Genomic DNA, 18,220 nt, shown 5'->3' on the forward strand with positions numbered 1-18,220 from the left:
GGTACTGTATTGGGACCGGAATGCCTCATCGTCCGGTTCCTATCCGAGCCGACCGCTCCGCCGGTCACGGTTCGAGAGGTTTGCGACAAGGTCGCCGAAGCGGTCGCCTTGGACCGCCACATGGCTGCGCAATCCCTCCCGCGCGCCATCCGCATTGCCGGAAAGAATGGCATCGACGATCTCTCCATGTTCCCTGAACGAGACCTTCATGCGGTTGCGAACTCTGAGCTGCAGGCGGCGATAGGGGCGAAGGCGGCGATGGAGGGTCGTGCATTGCTCCTCCAGAAAGCCGCTATGGCTCGCCGTGTATATCGCGCGATGAAAAATCTCGTTCTCGTAATAGTAGCAATCGGTCTCCTCGCTGAGGACCGCTTCCCGGCATTTCTCGTGGGCGGCCAACAGAGCCGCGCTGTCTTTCTCCGTATGCCGGCGCGCGGCAAGAGCACCGGCCATGCCTTCCAGTTCAGCCATGACCTCAAACATTTCGTAGACGCGCTGCGGGGCCGGATCCACGACGACGGCGCCGCGCCGCGGTCTGATCTCGACGAGCCCGATCGCGCTCAGTTGCATCAAGGCTTCGCGGATCGGGGTGCGGGATACGCCGAAGCGCATGGCGAGTTGCGTCTCGTCCAGACGTTCACCCGGCTCGAACTCGCCCGTTACGATGCCGTTCTCGATATCGTCCCGCAGCTTGTAGAAAATGTTCTCGCTCATCCCTTACCGATCCGTATGCAACAACCATTCCTCTTGTATACAAAAATCTTGACACGGTACGCAAGATGGATCCACTCTTACTACCAAGCCGGCGGGAGGCCGGCATGTCAGGGAGGAAGAAATGAGCAGTTTTCGACGGAAGTTGACGACTTCCGCTATCGCGGCCATCTGCAGCTTGATCGCTTCCACAGCGGGTGCCCAGACCGTGTTGAAGGCGTCACACCAGTTCCCGGGGGGAAAGGGCGACATTCGCGACGAGATGGTGCAACTGATCGCCCGCGAGGTCGCCGCCGCCAATGTCGGCCTCGAAATCCAGGTGTTCCCGGGGTCGTCGCTCTACAAGCCGAACGATCAGTGGAATGCGGTCACACGGGGCCTGCTCGATATGACTTCGTTCCCCTTGGATTATGCTTCGGGCCGCCACCCGGAATTCTCCGCGACGCTGATGCCCGGCCTCGTGGGAAATTTCGATCGCGCCATGCGGCTTAACGATTCCGAGTTCATGGGGGACATCAAGAAGGTCATCGAGGATGCCGGCGCCTTGGTGATCGCCGATGCGTGGCTCTCCGGCGCCTTCGCCTCCAAGAAGAATTGCATCACCTCCCCCGACACGATCAAGGGACAGGTGATCCGCGCCGCCGGGCCGGCCTTCGAGGAGATGCTCGTGGAAGCCGGTGCTTCGATCTCATCCATGCCTTCTTCGGAAATCTACACCGGCATGCAGACCGGCGTCCTGGATGCGGCGAACACCTCGTCGGCGAGTTTCGTGTCCTATCGCCTGTTCGAACAGGCCAAGTGCCTCACTGCGCCGGGGGAAAACGCCCTCTGGTTCATGTACGAACCGGTGCTGGTGTCGAAGCGCGTCTTCGATGGCCTGACGGAAGAGCAGCAGAAGGCGATCCTCGCTGCCGGCGAGAAAGCGGAAGTCTATTTCAACGAAGAGGTCCGCAAGGGCGATCAGGTCATGATCGACACCTACAAGAAGGCAGGCGTCGAAGTCGTCGAGATGTCGAAGGAGGATTACGATGCCTGGCTCGAACTCGCCAAGGCATCGTCCTACAAGAACTTCGCCGCCAACGTTCCCGGCGGCGACAAGCTGATCGAAAAGGCGCTCGCCGTGAAGTAAGGCGGACCGACAGAACGGCGTGCTCCGGCGCGCCGTTCCTTCCAGCGCAACTCGGGGATGATCTGATGCTCAAAGCCTATACACAGGCTGTCGGCAATGCTTCGCGTGGCCTTGCGGCCATTGCGACGGCCCTGCTCATTGCGGCGATGCTCGTCGTCTGCCAGATGATCATGCAGCGCTATGTATTTCGTCAGGCGACGATCTGGCAGACGGACTTCGTCGTGTTTTCTGCGACCGCAGCCATGTTTCTCGGCGCGCCATACGTCTTGCTCAAGGGCGGCCATGTGGGCATCGACGTCGTCGAGATGCTAGTCGGCGACCGCACGCGCTACGTCCTGCGAATCCTCGCCGACCTGCTCGGACTGTTGTTCTGCGTCGTCATGCTGATTGCGACGTGGATTCAGTTCCATGACGCGTGGGCGGGAAACTGGAAACACTCCAGCGTCTGGGCGCCGCCGCTTTGGGTGCCGCTCGCTGCCCTACCCGTCAGCTTTGCCATGCTGTGCCTGCAATATGTCGCGCAGATTCTGACGCTCCTCACCGCCCCGGCAGTCCCGGAAGCCATAGGCCCCGGCGCGGCCGAACCGGGTTCGGCCCCGGGCGCCGACCGCCATCCACAGGAGATCATTCAGTGAGCCCGACTGTCTCTGGACTGATGATCGTTGCATGTCTTTTCGTGCTGCTGGCAACGGGAATGCCCATCGCCTTCGCCCTGGGTCTTGCCGCCTTCGCAGCGCTCTACATGCAAAGCGGCGCCGGCATTTTCTACGTGCTCGGCGATACGATGTTTTCAGGCATCGCCAATCTGGCCTATGTGTCGATCCCGATGTTCGTCCTCATGGGCGCGGCGGTTGCCTCGTCTCCGGCGGGATCTGACCTCTACACCTCGCTCGACCGGTGGCTGAACCGCATCCCGGGGGGCCTCATTCTGTCGAACATCGGAGCTTGCGCCATCTTTTCCGGGATGACGGGCTCGTCGCCCGCGACTTGCGCGGCGATCGGCAAGATGGGCATTCCGGAGATGATGCGGCGCGGCTATCCCGCTTCGGTCGCGAGCGGCTCCATCGCCGCCGGCGGCACGCTGGGTATTCTCATTCCCCCTTCGGTCACGCTGATCGTCTACGGAATAGCGACCGAGACCTCCATCGGGCGGCTGTTCATGGCGGGCATCGTCCCCGGCATTCTGCTGACGATCATGTTCATGATCTGGGCCGTCATCGATTGCAAACGCAAGGGCTATGAATTCGATGCACGCCTTGTTCGCTACTCGATGAAGGAACGGCTGGCCGCCCTTCCGCGCATCCTGCCGTTCCTGCTGATCATTGCCGGCACGCTCTACGTACTCTATGGCGGTATCGCCACGCCTTCTGAAGCAGCCGGTGCGGGCGCATTCCTGACATTGGCAGTCGTGATCGTCGCCTATCGCCTCTTCCGGTTTCGGCCGGTCGCCGGCATCTTCGGGTCGGCGATGAAGGAAAGCGTCATGATCATGATGATCATGGCTGCTGCCGAGCTCTTCGCCTTCGCGCTGTCGTCGCTGTTCATCACGCAGACTGTCGCGGCTGCGATTGCGGACATGGAGGTCAACCGCTGGGTGCTGATGCTGATCATCAACGTCTTTCTGTTGATTTGCGGCATGTTCCTGCCCCCCGTCGCCGTCATCGTGATGACCTCACCGATGCTCTTCCCGATCGTCACCCAGGCGGGTTTCGACCCCTACTGGTTCGCGATCGTGCTGACGATCAACATGGAGGTCGGCCTGATCACGCCTCCGATCGGGCTCAACCTTTTCGTCATCAATGCCATTGCGCCGCAGATTCCGACGAAGGACATTCTCTGGGGGTCCCTGCCTTACGTGCTCGTCATGTTCCTGGCGATCATTCTCCTCTGCGTCTTTCCGGACATCGCGACGTGGCTGCCGAACCAGATGCTGGGAACCGTCCAATGAGCACGACGTCATTTTTCAGCGACATGCTGCAGAGCATTGCCGAGCGCGGCCGGCGATTCTTGTCGCTCGGTCCGGCCCGGAACGGCGATGTCAATCCGGTCGGCACCATGGAAGCGCTCTGCGACACGCTGCTGTCGAGCCGAGGCGAGGCGTCGGGCATGGCGCTGGCCAAGAACATTCTGGATCGGTGGCAAGGCTTCGATCAGGACAAGCGGCGCGATTTCATGTTGGCGCTGCTCTCTCGTTTCGGCCCTGATATCGAACGGCTGGAGCGGGCGATCGACGCCTATCGCGCCGATCCGACGCCGAAGGCGCTGCTTGAGATGAGCATGGCGGCAGAACCGCGCCGCCAGGAATTGATCCGCAGGCTCAATCTTGCGCCGAACGGCATCGCGACCCTCGTCCGCATGCGGGCGGACCTCCTCGAACTCAAAGCCCAGAACCCCGACCTGGAGGCGGTCGATACGGACTTCGCGCATCTCTTCGGTTCCTGGTTCAATCGGGGCTTCCTGGTGTTGCGGCCGATCAGCTGGTCGACGCCGGCCGACATTCTGGAGAAGATCATTCGTTACGAGGCCGTCCATCATATCGGCGGCTGGGACGAGTTGCGCCGGCGGCTTGCGCCGGAGGACCGGCGCTGCTTCGCCTTCTTCCATCCGCAGCTGGTCGACGATCCGCTGATCTTCGTCGAAGTGGCGCTGACACGCGAAATGCCTTCCAACATCGCGGAGCTGCTGAAGGAGGACCGTGCGCCGATCCGCGCTGCCGACGCGACGACAGCCGTCTTCTATTCCATTTCGAACTGCCAGGAAGGCCTCAGGGGCATCTCTTTCGGCAACTTCCTGATCAAACAGGTGGTGGAGGATCTGCGGCGCGACCTCCCTCGCCTCGACACCTTCGTGACGCTGTCGCCGGTGCCGGGCTTTGCCGATTGGTTGTCGCGCGAACGCCGGGCCGAAACGTCTAACGCCCTATCCGCCGCCGACCGCAGCAGGCTCGCGGTGCTCGACGAGCCTGATTGGGCCGATCAGCCGGAGACCGCAGCGGCCATCCAGCCAAGCCTGACGGCTGCGGCCGCCTGGTATTTCCTCAGGGCTCGCAATCGCAACGGCAAGACCGTCGATCCCGTCGCCCGGTTCCATCTCGGCAACGGCGCACGGCTCGAACGCATCAATTTCCTGGGCGACCGGTCCGAACGGGCGATGCGCCAGGCCCACGGGATGATGGTCAACTATCTCTACAAGCTCGACGACATCGAGACCAACCACGAGGTCTTTGCGACCCGCGGCGAGGTCGTCGCCGCACCCGCCATCCGCCGGCTGGTGCCGGCCGACAGGGGTTCACGCAGCCTCGTTCCAGGTCCGGACGCCTTTCCCCCGGACGTCCGATCAGCCGACGCACCAGGAAGGAAAGGCAACAAGGAGTTCACCTCATGAGCAACCATCTGTTCGACGCCATACGCCGGGCAGCGCGCCCCGACTCCGCCTTCATCCTGACGGCCGACGGCGGCCGCTGGACCTATGGCGACATGCTGGAGCATTCGGGCCGCATCGCTTCCGCGCTCGACAGCCTCGGTGTGCGGCCTGGCGATCGGGTGGCGGTGCAGGTGGAGAAGAGCCCCGAGGCGCTGATGCTTTATCTCGCCTGCCTGCGCGCGGGCGCGGTCTATCTTCCCCTCAACACGGCCTATACGCTTGCCGAACTCGACTATTTCTTCGCAGATTCCGAGCCTCGGCTCATCGTCTGCGGGCCGGCTGCAAAGGAGGGGATCTCGAAGCTTGCCGCCGATCACGGCGCCAAGGTCGAGACGCTGGACGAGAAAGGTGGCGGCTCGCTGATCGACCTTGCCCGGGGCAATGCACCGGATTTCCGCAACGCCGATCGCGGTCCGGATGACCTCGCCGCCATCCTCTACACGTCGGGCACGACCGGGCGGTCCAAGGGCGCGATGCTGACGCATGACAACCTCCTCTCGAACGCCGCCACGCTTCGCGACCATTGGCGCTTCACGGCCGACGACAGGCTGATTCACGCCCTGCCGATCTTCCACACGCATGGCCTCTTCGTTGCATCGAATGTCGTTCTTCTGGCCGGCGCCTCAATGTTTTTCCTGCCGAAATTCGACGCCAGCGAAGTCCTGCGTCTGATGCCGCAATCAACCGCGATGATGGGCGTTCCGACCTTCTATGTGCGTCTCGTTCAGAATCCGGGGCTGACGCGCGAGGCAACCGCCGGGATGCGGCTTTTCGTGTCTGGCTCGGCTCCGCTGCTTGCCGAGACCCACAGGACTTTCGCCCAGATGACCGGACATGCCATTCTAGAGCGCTACGGCATGACCGAAACCAATATGAACACCTCCAACCCCTATGACGGCGAGCGCATCGCCGGAACCGTCGGCTTCCCATTGCCGGGGGTTTCGCTTCGTATCGCCGATCCGGAGAGCGGCAGGCCGCTCCCGAAAGGCGAGACGGGAATGATCGAGGTGAAGGGCCCGAACGTGTTCAAGGGCTATTGGCGTATGCCCGAAAAGACGCAGGCGGAGTTCCGCGCCGACGGCTTCTTCATCACCGGCGACCTCGGCAAGATCGACGAGCGGGGCTACGTCCATATCGTCGGGCGAGGCAAGGATCTCGTAATTTCCGGCGGATACAACATCTATCCCAAGGAAGTCGAAACCGAGATCGACCAGATGCCGGGGGTCGTGGAAACGGCAGTCATCGGCGTGCCGCATCCGGACTTCGGCGAAGGCGTCACGGCCGTGGTCGTCCGGAAGCCGGGTGCGACGATCGACGAGCGCGCCATTCTCGACGGTCTGGAAGGCCGGCTGGCGCGCTACAAGCAACCGAAACGGGTGATCTTCGTGGACGACCTGCCGCGCAATACGATGGGCAAGGTTCAGAAAAACGTGCTTCGCGAAACATATGCGCGTCTTTATGCAGGAGCCGAGGCGCGCGCGTAGGCATCGCGCGCACGCCGAGAGATTGCTTCTAATCGGTCAGAGCATTCAACGTTTCACAGAAACACTGAAATGCTCTAACCATTTGATCCAAAGCACCTCCGGACCGAAAACCGTTACACTTTCCTCATCCCGCTCTACGAGATGGCGAGCACTTCGAGCTCCTGATCGCCGCCACTCGCGATGTCCCCGACAGATTTGCCCATAAGAACCCTTGCCACGGGGGACACGTAGGAGATCGAACCGGCCTTGGGGTCGGCTTCATCCTCTCCGACGATCCGATATTTCTGCACCCGTCCGTCATCACGGCTGAAGGTAACCGTGCTTCCAAATGCGACCACATCGAATGAAGCCGGATCGGAGACGAGTTGAGCCGTTCGAACTCTTTCCGCGAAGTAGCGCAGATCCCGCAAGGGGCCCGCCGCCTGCCGCCGCCGTTCGTTCACGTCCTCGATCGTGCTTGCGGCATCGTAGGCTTCGCGAGCCTGTTGGAGGTGCAATTCCAGATCCTTCAATCCCTTTGCGGTGACAAGGTTCGGATGGGGTGAGACCGGCCGGTCAGGCAGCAGTGTTTCCGAGGCCGTCTCGGCACTTTCTTCCTTGATGAAGGCAACGCTCACCGGCGAACTCCGCTTGGACGAGGCACTCTCTCCTTAGGAGCGATCGCACTCTGTTTTCTCGGAACTATATAGGGCGATGACAGGAACCGACAGTGTCGACACATCGAGTTTCTGCTCATTCTCTCCCCGACGGAATAGAAGCCTCGCCGTTCCGTTACTCCCGGGCCATTCAACGGGAGAAGCGGGATGTTAAGTTTCCTAAAGAAAGATCCGCGGGTCATTCAGTTTGTCTGCCATCCGGAAGACGACGGCGTCATCGCGCGGCCGGTACCGGCCAAATCGGTTCTGCCTGATTGGTTCCGCCGGCTGCCGGCGGTCGACAAAGGGCACCTGTCGGCAATCAACAACGGTCTGACCGTCAAACGCTGCATGCCCTTTCTCGATGCCATGACCACCGGCTGGATCCTGCCGATCGCCGCGACGGTGCGCCTTGACATCAAGGATGACGGCCGCAGCGTCGAGGCCGGCTGGGAGTTCGACCGGGTAATGGTCAGCAACCACGGCGCCCATCAGGTGGCGGGAAATCCGAAAGAGCCCTCCCCGCCCTGCAAGTTTCACAATTACTGGTCGATCCGCACGCCGCCCGGATGGAGTTGCCTGTTTCTGCCGCCGCTAAACCGCCCGGGACAGCCTTTTGAATGCGTGGCCGGGATTGTCGATACGGACAGCTATAGCGCTCATATCCATTTTCCGTTCTTCGCGACGGCACCGGATGGCCTTCACGTCGTCGAAAAGGGAACGCCGCTTGTGCAGGTGATACCCTTCCGCCGTGCCGATGCGGCAGTCACAGCAGAAATCCGCGCCGAAACCCGCGTGGAAGCTGTTGAGCGCGAGACGATCCACCGAAACACCATCGCCGCAGAAGGCTGGTACCGCGAGTCCGCGCGCGCCGCTCGCTAGGGCACTTCCAGAACAAGTGTGTAAGGGTTTGCCGTCCGGAAGTGCGCAGCTTCAAAGGTTAGAGCGTTTCACTGTTTTCAACGAGACCATAAAACGCTTTGAAAGGTCCGGTTTAAAAAATCGGGGGTCGGAATGTCCGGCCCCCGCTCTCTTGTCGCACCGTCAGCTTTCCCGCAACCTCAGCGCCCTGTGTGCCACAGCTTGCCCGGACGGTATGACCGGTCGGACCGGTTCGAGCTCGAATTGGACGAACGGTTGGAGGATGAGTTCGACGAGCTGTTCGAGGATGAATTGGAGCTCGAATTCGAGGAACTGTTGGACGACGAGTTGGAACTCGAATTGCTCGAGGAGTTGGAACTCGAATTGGATGAGCTGTTGCCGGCGACTATGATCTCGCCGTCGGTCCGGCCGGTCGTCTGGGCGGTTTGCGTCGAAGCGCGCTCCACGCCGGGAAATGAGGAGGAATATTCCCTTGCTTCGGCGGCAGAGCCCACGAGTGCCGCCAAGCCGGCGGCGATCGCCTTGTTCGTCCAGTTCATTGTCATCTCATCTACTCCTTATGAAAACCGGACCGCTTCTTCGGTCCGCAGGAGTAACGGGCGGTGCGCGCCTCTATTCCATGATCGCGATTTTTGATGCACTCACCGTTGCGCACCTCGGAGTTCGCCGAGAGCTCTAGCCTCTTCCGCCGCCTCGAGCGGCGCCCCTGCATCGATCGCTGTCAGATAGGCGTCGAGCGTTTCCGTGGAAGATGCAGGAGCATAGCCGCCGCTCGCTACGGGTGCGATGACGGCGAAGGTCACACGCCACTCGGCCCCGGTGCGGCAGGCAACCGAAACCACCGTTGAGCCATCGGCCGAGTCCAGCTCGAACTCGCGGCACAGCGCCTGCGCATTGTCACGGAATGTCGCAATCGCCCGGAAGCGTTGCTTGGAACCCAGCAGCGGCCGTTCCTCGCCTGCGGCGACCGTGGCGAGCGCCTCATCAAGCGCAGGACTGCCTATGGCGGCAACGCGCAAGCCACCTTCGATCGGTGCCTCGACACTTCCCCGCAGCCAATATCCGCCGAATCCCGCAACGACAGCCGCCAGCGAGGCAGCGACGGGAGCGAGCCATCGCCTCCTGTTAGATTCGTTCGCAACGCCGCGTGGGAAAGGCAGGATGCCCGCGCCCGGTACAGGAGGTGGCGACGTCTTCTCCGTCACCATTCTTTCGACCGCACGCTTGAGTCCGGAAGGTACCGGCTCATCGAGCAGCGGCTCCATAGCGGTCTTGGCAGCGTGGCGCGTTTCGATGAAGAGCGCCACCCGCGCGACCAGCTCGTCATCCGATTCCATCGCTCGTTCTACTTCGGCGATCGTCCCGGCGTCGAGCTCGCCGTCGGCGAACCGCATCAGTGTCTCGTCGGAGAAGTCCGTTCCTGTCATTCGTTTGTGCCCTTTATTGACTGAGAACGTCCGGTCGACTGTGTTATTCCGGCAGCCTCGGCCAAACTCTTACGTGCCCTCGCCAGTCGGCTCATAACCGTGCCTATGGGAATGCCCATCACATCGGCCGCTTCGCGATAGGATAGCTCCTCGACGCAGACAAGAAGAACCACCTCCCGCTGCTCGTCCGGCAATTCGGTGATCGCCTCCGCGACGGTTTTGAGGGTCAGCCGCGCTTCGGCTTCACGCTCGCCGGATGAACCGGCGATGTCATGACGCTCGGTGATATCCTCCTGCACGCCTGCGGTCTTCTGCCGGCGCACCTGGTCGATCCAGAGATTGCGCAGGATGCGGAATATCCAAGCGTCGAAGCGCGTGCCCGGCTCGAAGCGCTCGGCACTGGCCAGTGCCCGCTCGCAGGCCGCCTGCACAAGATCATCGGCGACATCACGCGAGCCGCAAAGCGAGATGGCGAAGCGGCGCAGATTGGGCAGGAACGCCATGAGGCGTTCGCCGACATCCTTCACCGCACTGCTCATGTCCCGAAACTCCGTAATTGGCTAGAAGAGGGAATAGACCGACGACTCAGCCGTTCTGACACAATCTACAGGTAGCGGTCTCACCGTCCAAAGGAATGCGCTATCCTCCTATCCGCCTGACCTAGCCGATTGAGGTTTTCAGATGCTGACCACGTCGAAACTGGCCCTGCTCGCGCCCATTGCTGCAATCGCACTCTTATCCGGCGACGTCCTGGCTCCCGGGAACATGATCGTGCGTGACGTGCTCGGAACCGGGCTTGCCCTGGCCGACGACGACGATGACGGTGGGAATGACGCCAACCGCGGCTCGCGCGGTTCCGGCCGCTCCGGCTCCTACGGCGCCGGCGCCGGATGGAGTGGCGGCAAGAGCCTGTTTCCATTCCGAGAGTTCCTGCCACGTCGGACCGCCCCGCGGCGCTCGCGCGCAGCCGCACCCGCCGCACCAATACGAGCGCCCGATGAGATCGTCGGGCTGGGTTTCAGTTCGACGGAACTCGGCGGGTTGGCGGCCGCAGGCTTCGAGCTCCTCGAACGGAACACGATGGCTTCCTTCAACGCCGAGGTGATCAAGCTTCGCATTCCCCAAGGCCTGACACTGGAAGCCGCTCGGCAGCAGGCCCGCGCCTTGGCGCCTCAAGCGGTGATCGACTTCAACCATTATTTCCGGCCGGAACAGCATCCCGATGCCCCGTGCGTCGAAAGCGACTGCCTGGCACGCGACGTGATCGGCTGGCCCTCGGCTCAAACCTGGCCTGGTACTTGCGCGGCCGGCGTGCGTATCGGCCTTGTCGATACGGCGATCAACCCCGATCACATCGCATTCGAGGCTCGCAACGTAGAGATCGTCCGCCTCGTCGACGAAGAACTGCCGGAGTCCGGCAGGCAGCACGGCACCGCTGTCGCGGCCTTGCTCGTGGGCTCAGCCACGAGCCGCACGCCGGGCCTGATACCGGGTGGCAAGCTCATCGCCGTGGACGCGTTTCACCGGGCGGGGCGGCAAGACGACCGCTCCGCCGCCTTCGATCTGGCACGCGCACTCGACCTCCTCGCTGAACGTCAGGTTCAGGTGATCAATCTCAGCCTTGCCGGCCCGCCCAATCTCCTGCTCGAACAGGCGGTCAAAAAGGCGGGGGAGCGCGGGATCATCATGGTCGCCGCCGCGGGCAATGACGGTCCGAGAGCCGAGCCCGTCTATCCGGCTGCCTATGAAGAGGTCATTGCCGTCACCGCGACCGACAGGCGCAAACGGCCCTACCGACGCGCCGGACGCGGGGAGCATATCGACTTCGCCGCCCCTGGCGTGGCGGTCTGGACAGCAGCTTCGGTCAGCGGCGCACGTCCGAAGACTGGAACCTCTTTCGCCGCCCCTTTCGTGACCGCGGCGGTGGCGATGATGAAAGCATCTGAAGCGGACCTCGCTCCGGAATTGCTCCGCGACAGGCTGACCGGACACGCCGAAGATCTCGGAGAACCGGGAAAGGATCCTGTCTTCGGCTGGGGTCTGTTGAACGCGCGAGCGATTTGCAAGACGAAGTCCTGAGCTAAGCAGCGTCGTCCAGTGCAAGACGTGCATGGGAAGGGCCAAACCCACCGACCGGCCACTCACAACGCCGCGCCAACGGCGCTGTGTGAAGACGCTGCAGCGTTGCGAGGCCGATGTGCCCGGCTTTTCTTGCGGGCGCATTGAATACTTGGTGATCCCGTGCGACTTTCGAAGCGCATAATGGGAGCCTCTTCCGTGAGGTAGCTCTACGTTCACTGGCGGCCGGGCAGGTGATTTCCCAATGGCGGCCGCTTGCGGCCCAAATCCGAATGTTTCCAAGCGAAAGGACCACGCAATGGCGAAGAATACGATTTGCCTATGGTACGATAAGGACGCCGAGGCTGCCGCTCGTTTCTACTGTGAGATCTTTCCTGACAGCGCGGTGCGTGCCGTGCACCGCGCACCCGGTGACTACCCCGCGGGCAAAGAGGGCGACGTGCTGACGGTCGACTTCACCGTTGCGGGCATTCCCTGTATCGGCCTCAACGGGGGGCCCGCATTCAAGCACAACGAGGCTTTCTCCTTCCAGATCGCCACCGACGATCAGGAAGAGACCGATCGCTATTGGAATGCCATCGTCGGCAATGGCGGCAAGGAAAGCGCCTGCGGCTGGTGCAAGGACAAATGGGGAATTTCCTGGCAGATCACTCCGCGCGTGCTGACCGACGCGATGGCGGCCGGCGGCGACGAAGCAAAGCGAGCGTTCGAGGCGATGATGGACATGAAAAAAATAGACGTCGCTGCAATCGAGGCGGCGCGGCGCGGTTGATGCTCCACCGGACTGCGGCCCGGTTTGCGGCAAGAGCGTCCGCGTGTCCCTGTGCAGACGCTCGGACCGCCAGTTAGCTGAGCATTTCGATGTTTCATAGAAACGTTGAAATGCTCTAACCCTTTGGTCCAACGCACTTCCGGACGGAAAACCGTCACACCCTTTTCCTGGAAGTGCTCTAGAAGGAGGTTCCTTGAGCCTTTTCTGTCGCAAGAAGCTGACGAAGTGAACTCTTCGGCATCGGTCTGGACAAATGGAAGCCCTGCAATTCGTCACAGCCAAGCTTGCGCAGGATCTCGCTCTGCTCCTCGGTCTCGACTCCCTCGGCGGTGATGCGCAGGCCTTTCGCATGTGCGACACCGACGATGGACTGCACGACCGCCACGCCGCCACCGGGCTGATCGAAGGCGTGGACGAAAGAGCGATCGATCTTGATCCGGTCGACCTCCAGGCGCTGCAACCGCCCAAATGAGGAGAAGCCCGTACCGAAATCGTCAAGTGCGAACTTGACGCCGAACTCGCGTAGCGCCGTGATGTTTTTTTCGCAGACGCCGGCTTCGTCGAGGAGAGCCGTTTCGGTGATCTCGAGCTCCAGTCTCGACGGCTCGACCCCGAACTGCCGCAGCAGTGAGAGAACCTGGGCGGCATAATGCCGTTGTCCAAGCTCGACCGCGGAGACGTTCACTGCGATGTCGAGGCCCGGAAATTCATTCGCCGTAGAACAGGCTTCCTTCAGCACGAAAGCGCCGAGCCGATCAATGAGGCCGGCAGTCTCCGCAAGCGAAACGAAGGCATCCGGTGCTATGTTGCCCTTGCTCGGATGCCGCCAGCGAATAAGAGCTTCCAGCGAGCTTATCTCGTGGGACTGCGCCGAATATACGGGCTGGTAGAAGACCTCGAGCTGATTGCCGGCATCCAGGGCCGCTCGCAAATCCTGTTCCAGATCCCGCTTCGTCCTGATCAGTTCGTCCATGTGAGGGCCAAACACTGCGTATCGGTTCCGCCCGGCCGACTTGGCGTGGTAAAGCGCGATATCGGCCTTCCGCGTGATCTCGACGGGGTCGGCGCCATTCCCGGTCGCGACGGCCACACCTATCGAAAGTCCGATGAGAATCGGCTGTCCGTCTATCTCGAAAGGCCGGCGGATCGAAGCGATCAGCGAGTCACAGAGCTTCTCCACCTGATCCTGGCGGGTGCGTTCGACGATGATGGTAAACTCATCGCCACCAATTCTGGAAATGGCGGCACCAGCAGCGGTTTCCTTAAGCCGTTTCGCGACCTCGACCATCAGCCGATCGCCAACAGGATGGCCGAGTGTGTCGTTCACTTGCTTGAAGCGGTCGAGATCGAGGTACAGGAGAGCATTGGCTTGATCGATTGTCGACGTAGCGACGACCCGCGCCAGCAGACCGTTGAAAGACGCACGGTTGGCGAGGCCCGTCAACGGATCGTGACGCGCCAGATGGTTGAGCTCCGCCTGGCTTTCCTGCAGACGTCTCGACCGCCTCCGCAATACGATACTGAGCGCGCTGGTGAGGGCAAAGAGGAGGGCGCCGGCGACCAGAAGCACCGGCGCCGTGGCCTTCATCACATCGGCACCGGGCCTGAACGGGAGCCAGGAGAAATACCCTATCGTTTCTCCGGACGATGAAACGATCGGAGCATAGGACCGCTGCCGACCGAGTTCTGGCAAAACAGAAAAGCGCAGGTCCTCGAAACCATAATCCTCACCGAGATGGGTCAGGAGATCGCCGTCGAGAAAGCGGACGGCCAAGTGCAGAAATTCCCTGCCGGGCTCCTGAACGATATCACCGGTGTCCGACACGATCGGCTTCACGCTGATAATCGCCGGGCGGCCCCCGATGCGTACGAGATCGCTCTCGCCGATGGACAGCACCTGCTCGCTCGTTCCTTCCTCGTCGCCTGCTGCGAGCCTCTCTTGCAGCTTGGCGATTAGCGGCATTGCTTCGGGTTCTATGTTGCTGAAAGCTTCGTCAGTCCGGCCGGCAAGAAAGGCGTATAACGGTTTACGGTCCGGACTGATCACGAATGCGCCGTCGTGTCGGAAATAGCTGTTCATCCAGCTGCCCAGGTTGGAATCAACCCACCGCGAATCCCATTCCTGCGAAACTTTTCTGACGGCGTCATCCCAGACGGTGACGCTCTCCTGATCATGGGCGATGCTGCCTTGCATCTTGGAGATGACAAGCTCGACGAGGTGTTGCTGCCGCTTCACCGCCACAGCGTCCGATTGCTGCGCCGACCAGCGGACGGCCAGGTATATGCCTCCCATCAACGCCATTGCGATGGCCAAGGGCAGCATCCACCTGAAAACCGCGACTTTGCCAGCCACAAACCTCATCCGCACTCCTCCTGACAGGGCTGCTCATCATTGAGCTGAACGTCTTAAAACGGCGTAAGCTTCGCACGTGCCCTTCGGCATCTCACGATCTAGTCCGCTTTGACCGTGCTTTCCCTGTCCGCACGCTTGCTTCTCCGCATGGCGTATCCGGGTGCGATCTTCGGATGGGCGAGTTTCAAAGACCGAGGCAATTCGTCTGAAAGCGCCTCGCGGACGGCGTCGCCCATCCCGAATACCACGAAATCCGCCTGCAGCGATTCAACGAGCTGGTCTCTTTCTGTTGTGTCCGGCCGGCCATCCTCTTGCCACAGAACGATCCCGATGCGCGCCGCAGGGGCCATGCGTTTCAGCCGACGCACGGTAAACTTGGCATGTCTCATGAAATCCTGGTCGAGAACGCTCAGGACGACGGCGTTTCGCCCCTCGAGTTTCAGAGCCTTTATATTGCCCGCCTTGAGGACGTCGTGACCGGCGTGAGCCGCCTCCGCGCCCTGGATCCATAGGGTCTGGGCGAGCATCGATGCGGCAACGTCATCGAGATCACTGCGCCCTCCGACGCACAGGACGGACTTGCCGTCGCCGAGGGGAAGATCATATTCGTCCGCATCATCATCACCATTTTCCTGCGCTTCCGCGCCCGTTTCCTCCTCCTCCTCCTCCTCTTCGCCGGCAATCTCCTCGAGATTGGCGATGAGGGTGTTCGCACTCTGGGCAATCTGAGCCGCCTGGGCGTTCGTCAGGGCGCCCCGTGCGCGGTCCCGCTCCGCCAGGAGCAGTGCGGGAATAGCAACCGTGTCGTAGAACTCGACGAGATACTTCTCCTCCAGCATGTCTTCCGCATTGTCCGTGGCCTCATCCGGATCTCCGGCGAGCAGACGCTGATAGAGGCGCTCCTTCGGATCGAGCACGGGCTCGTTGCCCAGCAGTATCTCCAGAAACTCGAATTGCGGGACGTGGCGACCGAGAACGACAAGGCACACGGTGAGCGGCGTCGACAGCACCAGTCCGACCGGCCCCCAGAGCCATGCCCAAAAGATCGCCGCGACGATGATCGCAAGCGGCGACAAACCGGTGCGGGAACCGTAAAGCCAAGGCTCGACGACATTGTTGCTCACGAGCTCGAGGACAATGAACAAGGCCGCCGTCCAGACGAGCAGGCTCCATCCAGGTGCCGCGGCAAACGCCAGGAACAACGGCAGAGCCGCAGCGATGACCGGCCCGATGTAGGGGACGAAGCGCAACACGATGGCGAGCATCCCCCAGAGGACCGCATTGGGGATACCGAGCAGCGAGAGGCCGATGGCCAGCGGAATGCCGTAGGTGATGTTCACGACCAACTGCATGAGCAGGTACCGGCCGACGCGAGCGCCCGCGTCCTGAAGTGCTTCGGTCGTTCGATGCAGGTCGCCGTAGCCGACCAGCCGAATGAAACGGTCGCGCAGCTCCTCCCTCTCGAACAGCATGAAGATGACCACGACGATGACGAGGCCGGTCGTCGCCAAGGGCCCAAGCAGAGGATTGATGATATTCTTCAGTGTTTCGACCGGCCGCTGCGGAGAGAAAATCTCCACGAGCAACGGCTGGGTCTCCGGCGCCGGTTCGGGTGAGGCGCGCACCTCTGGTTCGGGCCGGCTGATCTCCGTGCTGATCCTCTCTATGACGCGGCCAATCCGTTCAAAAATCTGGCTTTCCGATCCGGTCTCCTTCAGGGTCCTGACCTTCTCGACGATGTTGTACTGATAGGTCGGCAGGTTCTGAGCCACCTCGCTCACTTGCATCGCTATGACCGCGCCGAATGCGGACAGGAACAGAAAAGCCGTCGTCACCGTCCCGACGACGGCCACCGAACGGGGACAACCGACTCGACGCAGCCTCGAAACCAGCGGCGCGAGCGCAAAGGTGAGCAGAATGGCGATGGCCAGCGGCAGGAAGACGTCCCGGGCGAAATAGAGGACGGCAACCGTGGCAGCGGTTGCGACGAGGGTCGGTAGACGTGACGGCTGCGCCGCGGCTGCTGCGCTGCGCGCAAACGCGATTTGCTGCAGGCCGCCTGCGGCGGCTGCACGATCCTGGTCAACGCCACGCGAGAACTTCAGCACCACACCCTCCACCACATCACCCGGCGGTCGACCTGGTTGCGACCAGCAGGCAAGAACCTTGTTCGCAAGTAGGTAGGGCAGTGTTTGGCGCCGCCCAGCAGATGCTCCGTTGCATGGAACCGCAGCAGTTGCCATTTCCGGTGCCAAAGCCAAGCCGCCCACCAGCATGGCGGCCGGAGCATCGCGCCGGGAACCATTCTGCGCCCGGCGTGTTTCTGCGACGGGGGATCAATCGCGGTCTTCTGAAGAGGTAACCACATGAAAAATATGATCATTGCCGCGGCAGCACTGATGAGCGCCGTGGCCACGACTTCACTCGCGCAGACGACGCCTTCAGCGGAAGGAGAAACGCCTGCTGTCGCAACGCCCGATTCTGAGAACCCGACGGCACCGGTCGAAGGCGCGAACAGCTTTACTGAAGCGCAAGCGAAGGAACGGATCGAAGAGGCCGGATACACCGAGGTCAGCGGATTGAAGCTCGATGACAAGGGTGTGTGGCAGGCAACTGCGATGAAGGAGGGCAAATCCGTTTCGGTCGCTCTCGACTATCAGGGCAACGTAACGGCGCAGTAGTCCACAGACACCAAAGGAAAGGGAGAACGAATATGAGAACCGTAACAGGGCTCTTTGACGACTATGCAGATGCTCGCGAGGCCGTAAGCGATCTGGAAACGGCAGGCGTTCCTTCAGACAACATCAGCATCGTCGCGAACAACACGGGAGATCGCTACTCGACGGACGGCTCGAACGCGGCCGAAGGGGCCGGTGCCGGAGCTGGCCTCGGCGCTGCCGGAGGCGGCGTCGTTGGCCTTCTGACGGGGCTTGGCCTTATGGCCATTCCTGGAGTTGGCCCAGTGGTGGCTGCCGGCTGGCTTGCCTCCACCGCGGCCGGTGCGGCCGCCGGCGCAATCGCCGGGGGCGCAGCTGGTGGCCTGATAGGTGCGCTGACGGAATCCGGCGTCGATGAAGAAGACGCCCATGTCTACGCCGAAGGCGTTCGCAGGGGGGGCACTCTGGTCACGGCAAGGGTCGAAGACAGTGTCGCACCCCGAGCAGAAGCGATCCTGAAACAGCGCAAAATCGTGGATCCTGCGGCCCGCAGAAGCATCTATGCCCAGGAAGGATGGTCACGTTTCGACGAAAATGCCGATCCGTACACGCTCGATCAGGTCGAACGGGAGCGTGAGCGGTACCGCGGCATGATGCCATAACGGCAG

The 18,220-nt window shown here is 61.8% G+C and carries 17 protein-coding genes; 11 read left to right on the plus strand and 6 right to left on the minus strand.

Annotated features, from left to right (window positions below):
* Positions 1–39: 39 nt before the first annotated feature.
* Entirely contained in the window at positions 40–714 is a 675-nt protein-coding gene (locus tag ACTJKL_RS12895) for a GntR family transcriptional regulator (RefSeq protein ID WP_440853031.1), read from the minus strand.
* Between the two features lie 121 nt (positions 715–835).
* On the opposite strand from ACTJKL_RS12895, the gene ACTJKL_RS12900 reads away from it, so the two are divergent.
* The 5 genes from ACTJKL_RS12900 (at position 836) to ACTJKL_RS12920 (ending at position 6,747) form a co-directional block, all read left to right on the plus strand.
* Positions 836–1,840, plus strand: coding sequence for a TRAP transporter substrate-binding protein (locus ACTJKL_RS12900; protein WP_440853032.1), 1,005 nt, complete (start codon positions 836–838; stop codon positions 1,838–1,840).
* 65 nt (positions 1,841–1,905) lie between these two features.
* Entirely contained in the window at positions 1,906–2,475 is a 570-nt protein-coding gene (locus ACTJKL_RS12905; RefSeq protein WP_440853033.1) for a TRAP transporter small permease subunit, read from the plus strand.
* Positions 2,472–3,788 (plus strand): TRAP transporter large permease, encoded by a 1,317-nt coding sequence (locus ACTJKL_RS12910; RefSeq protein WP_100673558.1) that lies wholly within the window; start codon positions 2,472–2,474, stop codon positions 3,786–3,788. Before ACTJKL_RS12905 ends, ACTJKL_RS12910 begins: the two co-directional genes overlap by 4 nt.
* Positions 3,785–5,224, plus strand: a complete 1,440-nt coding sequence (locus tag ACTJKL_RS12915) for a malonyl-CoA decarboxylase (RefSeq protein ID WP_100673559.1) — start codon at positions 3,785–3,787, stop codon at positions 5,222–5,224. The genes ACTJKL_RS12910 and ACTJKL_RS12915 overlap by 4 nt, the downstream gene beginning before the upstream one ends.
* Positions 5,221–6,747: a malonate--CoA ligase gene (locus tag ACTJKL_RS12920; RefSeq protein WP_379937671.1), complete on the plus strand. Its 1,527-nt coding sequence runs from the start codon at positions 5,221–5,223 to the stop codon at positions 6,745–6,747. The genes ACTJKL_RS12915 and ACTJKL_RS12920 overlap by 4 nt, the downstream gene beginning before the upstream one ends.
* Positions 6,748–6,881: 134 nt before the next feature.
* On the opposite strand, the gene greA is transcribed toward ACTJKL_RS12920, so the two are convergent.
* Positions 6,882–7,364, minus strand: a complete 483-nt coding sequence (gene greA, locus ACTJKL_RS12925) for a transcription elongation factor GreA (protein ID WP_440853034.1) — start codon at positions 7,362–7,364, stop codon at positions 6,882–6,884.
* A gap of 186 nt (positions 7,365–7,550) precedes the next feature.
* Here greA and ACTJKL_RS12930 point away from each other — a divergent pair, with 186 nt between their 5' ends.
* Together ACTJKL_RS12930 and ACTJKL_RS12935 are read left to right on the plus strand one after the other, a co-directional pair.
* Positions 7,551–8,264, plus strand: coding sequence for a DUF6065 family protein (locus ACTJKL_RS12930; RefSeq protein WP_275598161.1), 714 nt, complete (start codon positions 7,551–7,553; stop codon positions 8,262–8,264).
* Between the two features lie 255 nt (positions 8,265–8,519).
* Complete coding sequence (locus ACTJKL_RS12935) at positions 8,520–8,900, plus strand: hypothetical protein (protein ID WP_440853035.1); 381 nt, start codon at positions 8,520–8,522, stop codon at positions 8,898–8,900.
* Positions 8,901–8,905: 5 nt separating this feature from the next.
* Here the strand turns inward: ACTJKL_RS12935 and ACTJKL_RS12940 are convergent, their stop codons facing one another.
* Both ACTJKL_RS12940 and ACTJKL_RS12945 read right to left on the minus strand, forming a co-directional pair.
* A complete protein-coding gene (locus ACTJKL_RS12940) occupies positions 8,906–9,691 on the minus strand; it encodes an anti-sigma factor family protein (protein WP_275598159.1) in 786 nt (261 codons plus the stop codon).
* The gene (locus tag ACTJKL_RS12945) at positions 9,688–10,230 is read right to left on the minus strand and encodes an RNA polymerase sigma factor (RefSeq protein ID WP_275598158.1); all 543 of its coding nucleotides are present in this window, start codon (positions 10,228–10,230) and stop codon (positions 9,688–9,690) included. The genes ACTJKL_RS12940 and ACTJKL_RS12945 overlap by 4 nt, the downstream gene beginning before the upstream one ends.
* Positions 10,231–10,372: 142 nt before the next feature.
* On the opposite strand from ACTJKL_RS12945, the gene ACTJKL_RS12950 reads away from it, so the two are divergent.
* Positions 10,373–11,770, plus strand: coding sequence for a S8 family serine peptidase (locus ACTJKL_RS12950; protein ID WP_440853036.1), 1,398 nt, complete (start codon positions 10,373–10,375; stop codon positions 11,768–11,770).
* Between the two features lie 298 nt (positions 11,771–12,068).
* Positions 12,069–12,542, plus strand: a complete 474-nt coding sequence (locus ACTJKL_RS12955) for a VOC family protein (protein ID WP_102762054.1) — start codon at positions 12,069–12,071, stop codon at positions 12,540–12,542.
* A 178-nt stretch (positions 12,543–12,720) separates the two neighbouring features.
* On the opposite strand, the gene ACTJKL_RS12960 is transcribed toward ACTJKL_RS12955, so the two are convergent.
* Positions 12,721–14,904 carry a putative bifunctional diguanylate cyclase/phosphodiesterase gene (locus ACTJKL_RS12960; protein ID WP_440853037.1) on the minus strand — a complete coding sequence of 728 codons (2,184 nt, stop codon included), beginning with the start codon at positions 14,902–14,904 and terminating at the stop codon, positions 12,721–12,723.
* Positions 14,905–14,993: 89 nt separating this feature from the next.
* Positions 14,994–17,003 (minus strand): AI-2E family transporter, encoded by a 2,010-nt coding sequence (locus tag ACTJKL_RS12965; RefSeq protein WP_275598675.1) that lies wholly within the window; start codon positions 17,001–17,003, stop codon positions 14,994–14,996.
* A 258-nt stretch (positions 17,004–17,261) separates the two neighbouring features.
* Between ACTJKL_RS12965 and ACTJKL_RS12970 the strand changes: the two genes are divergently transcribed.
* Together ACTJKL_RS12970 and ACTJKL_RS12975 are read left to right on the plus strand one after the other, a co-directional pair.
* Entirely contained in the window at positions 17,262–17,576 is a 315-nt protein-coding gene (locus ACTJKL_RS12970) for a PepSY domain-containing protein (RefSeq protein WP_018096480.1), read from the plus strand.
* 32 nt (positions 17,577–17,608) lie between these two features.
* Positions 17,609–18,214 carry a general stress protein gene (locus tag ACTJKL_RS12975; protein WP_102762051.1) on the plus strand — a complete coding sequence of 202 codons (606 nt, stop codon included), beginning with the start codon at positions 17,609–17,611 and terminating at the stop codon, positions 18,212–18,214.
* The last annotated feature ends 6 nt before the right edge of the window (positions 18,215–18,220 follow it).

It is taken from the genome of Sinorhizobium sp. 22678, assembly GCF_052044265.1.
Classification (GTDB): Bacteria; Pseudomonadota; Alphaproteobacteria; order Rhizobiales; family Rhizobiaceae; genus Sinorhizobium; species Sinorhizobium meliloti_A.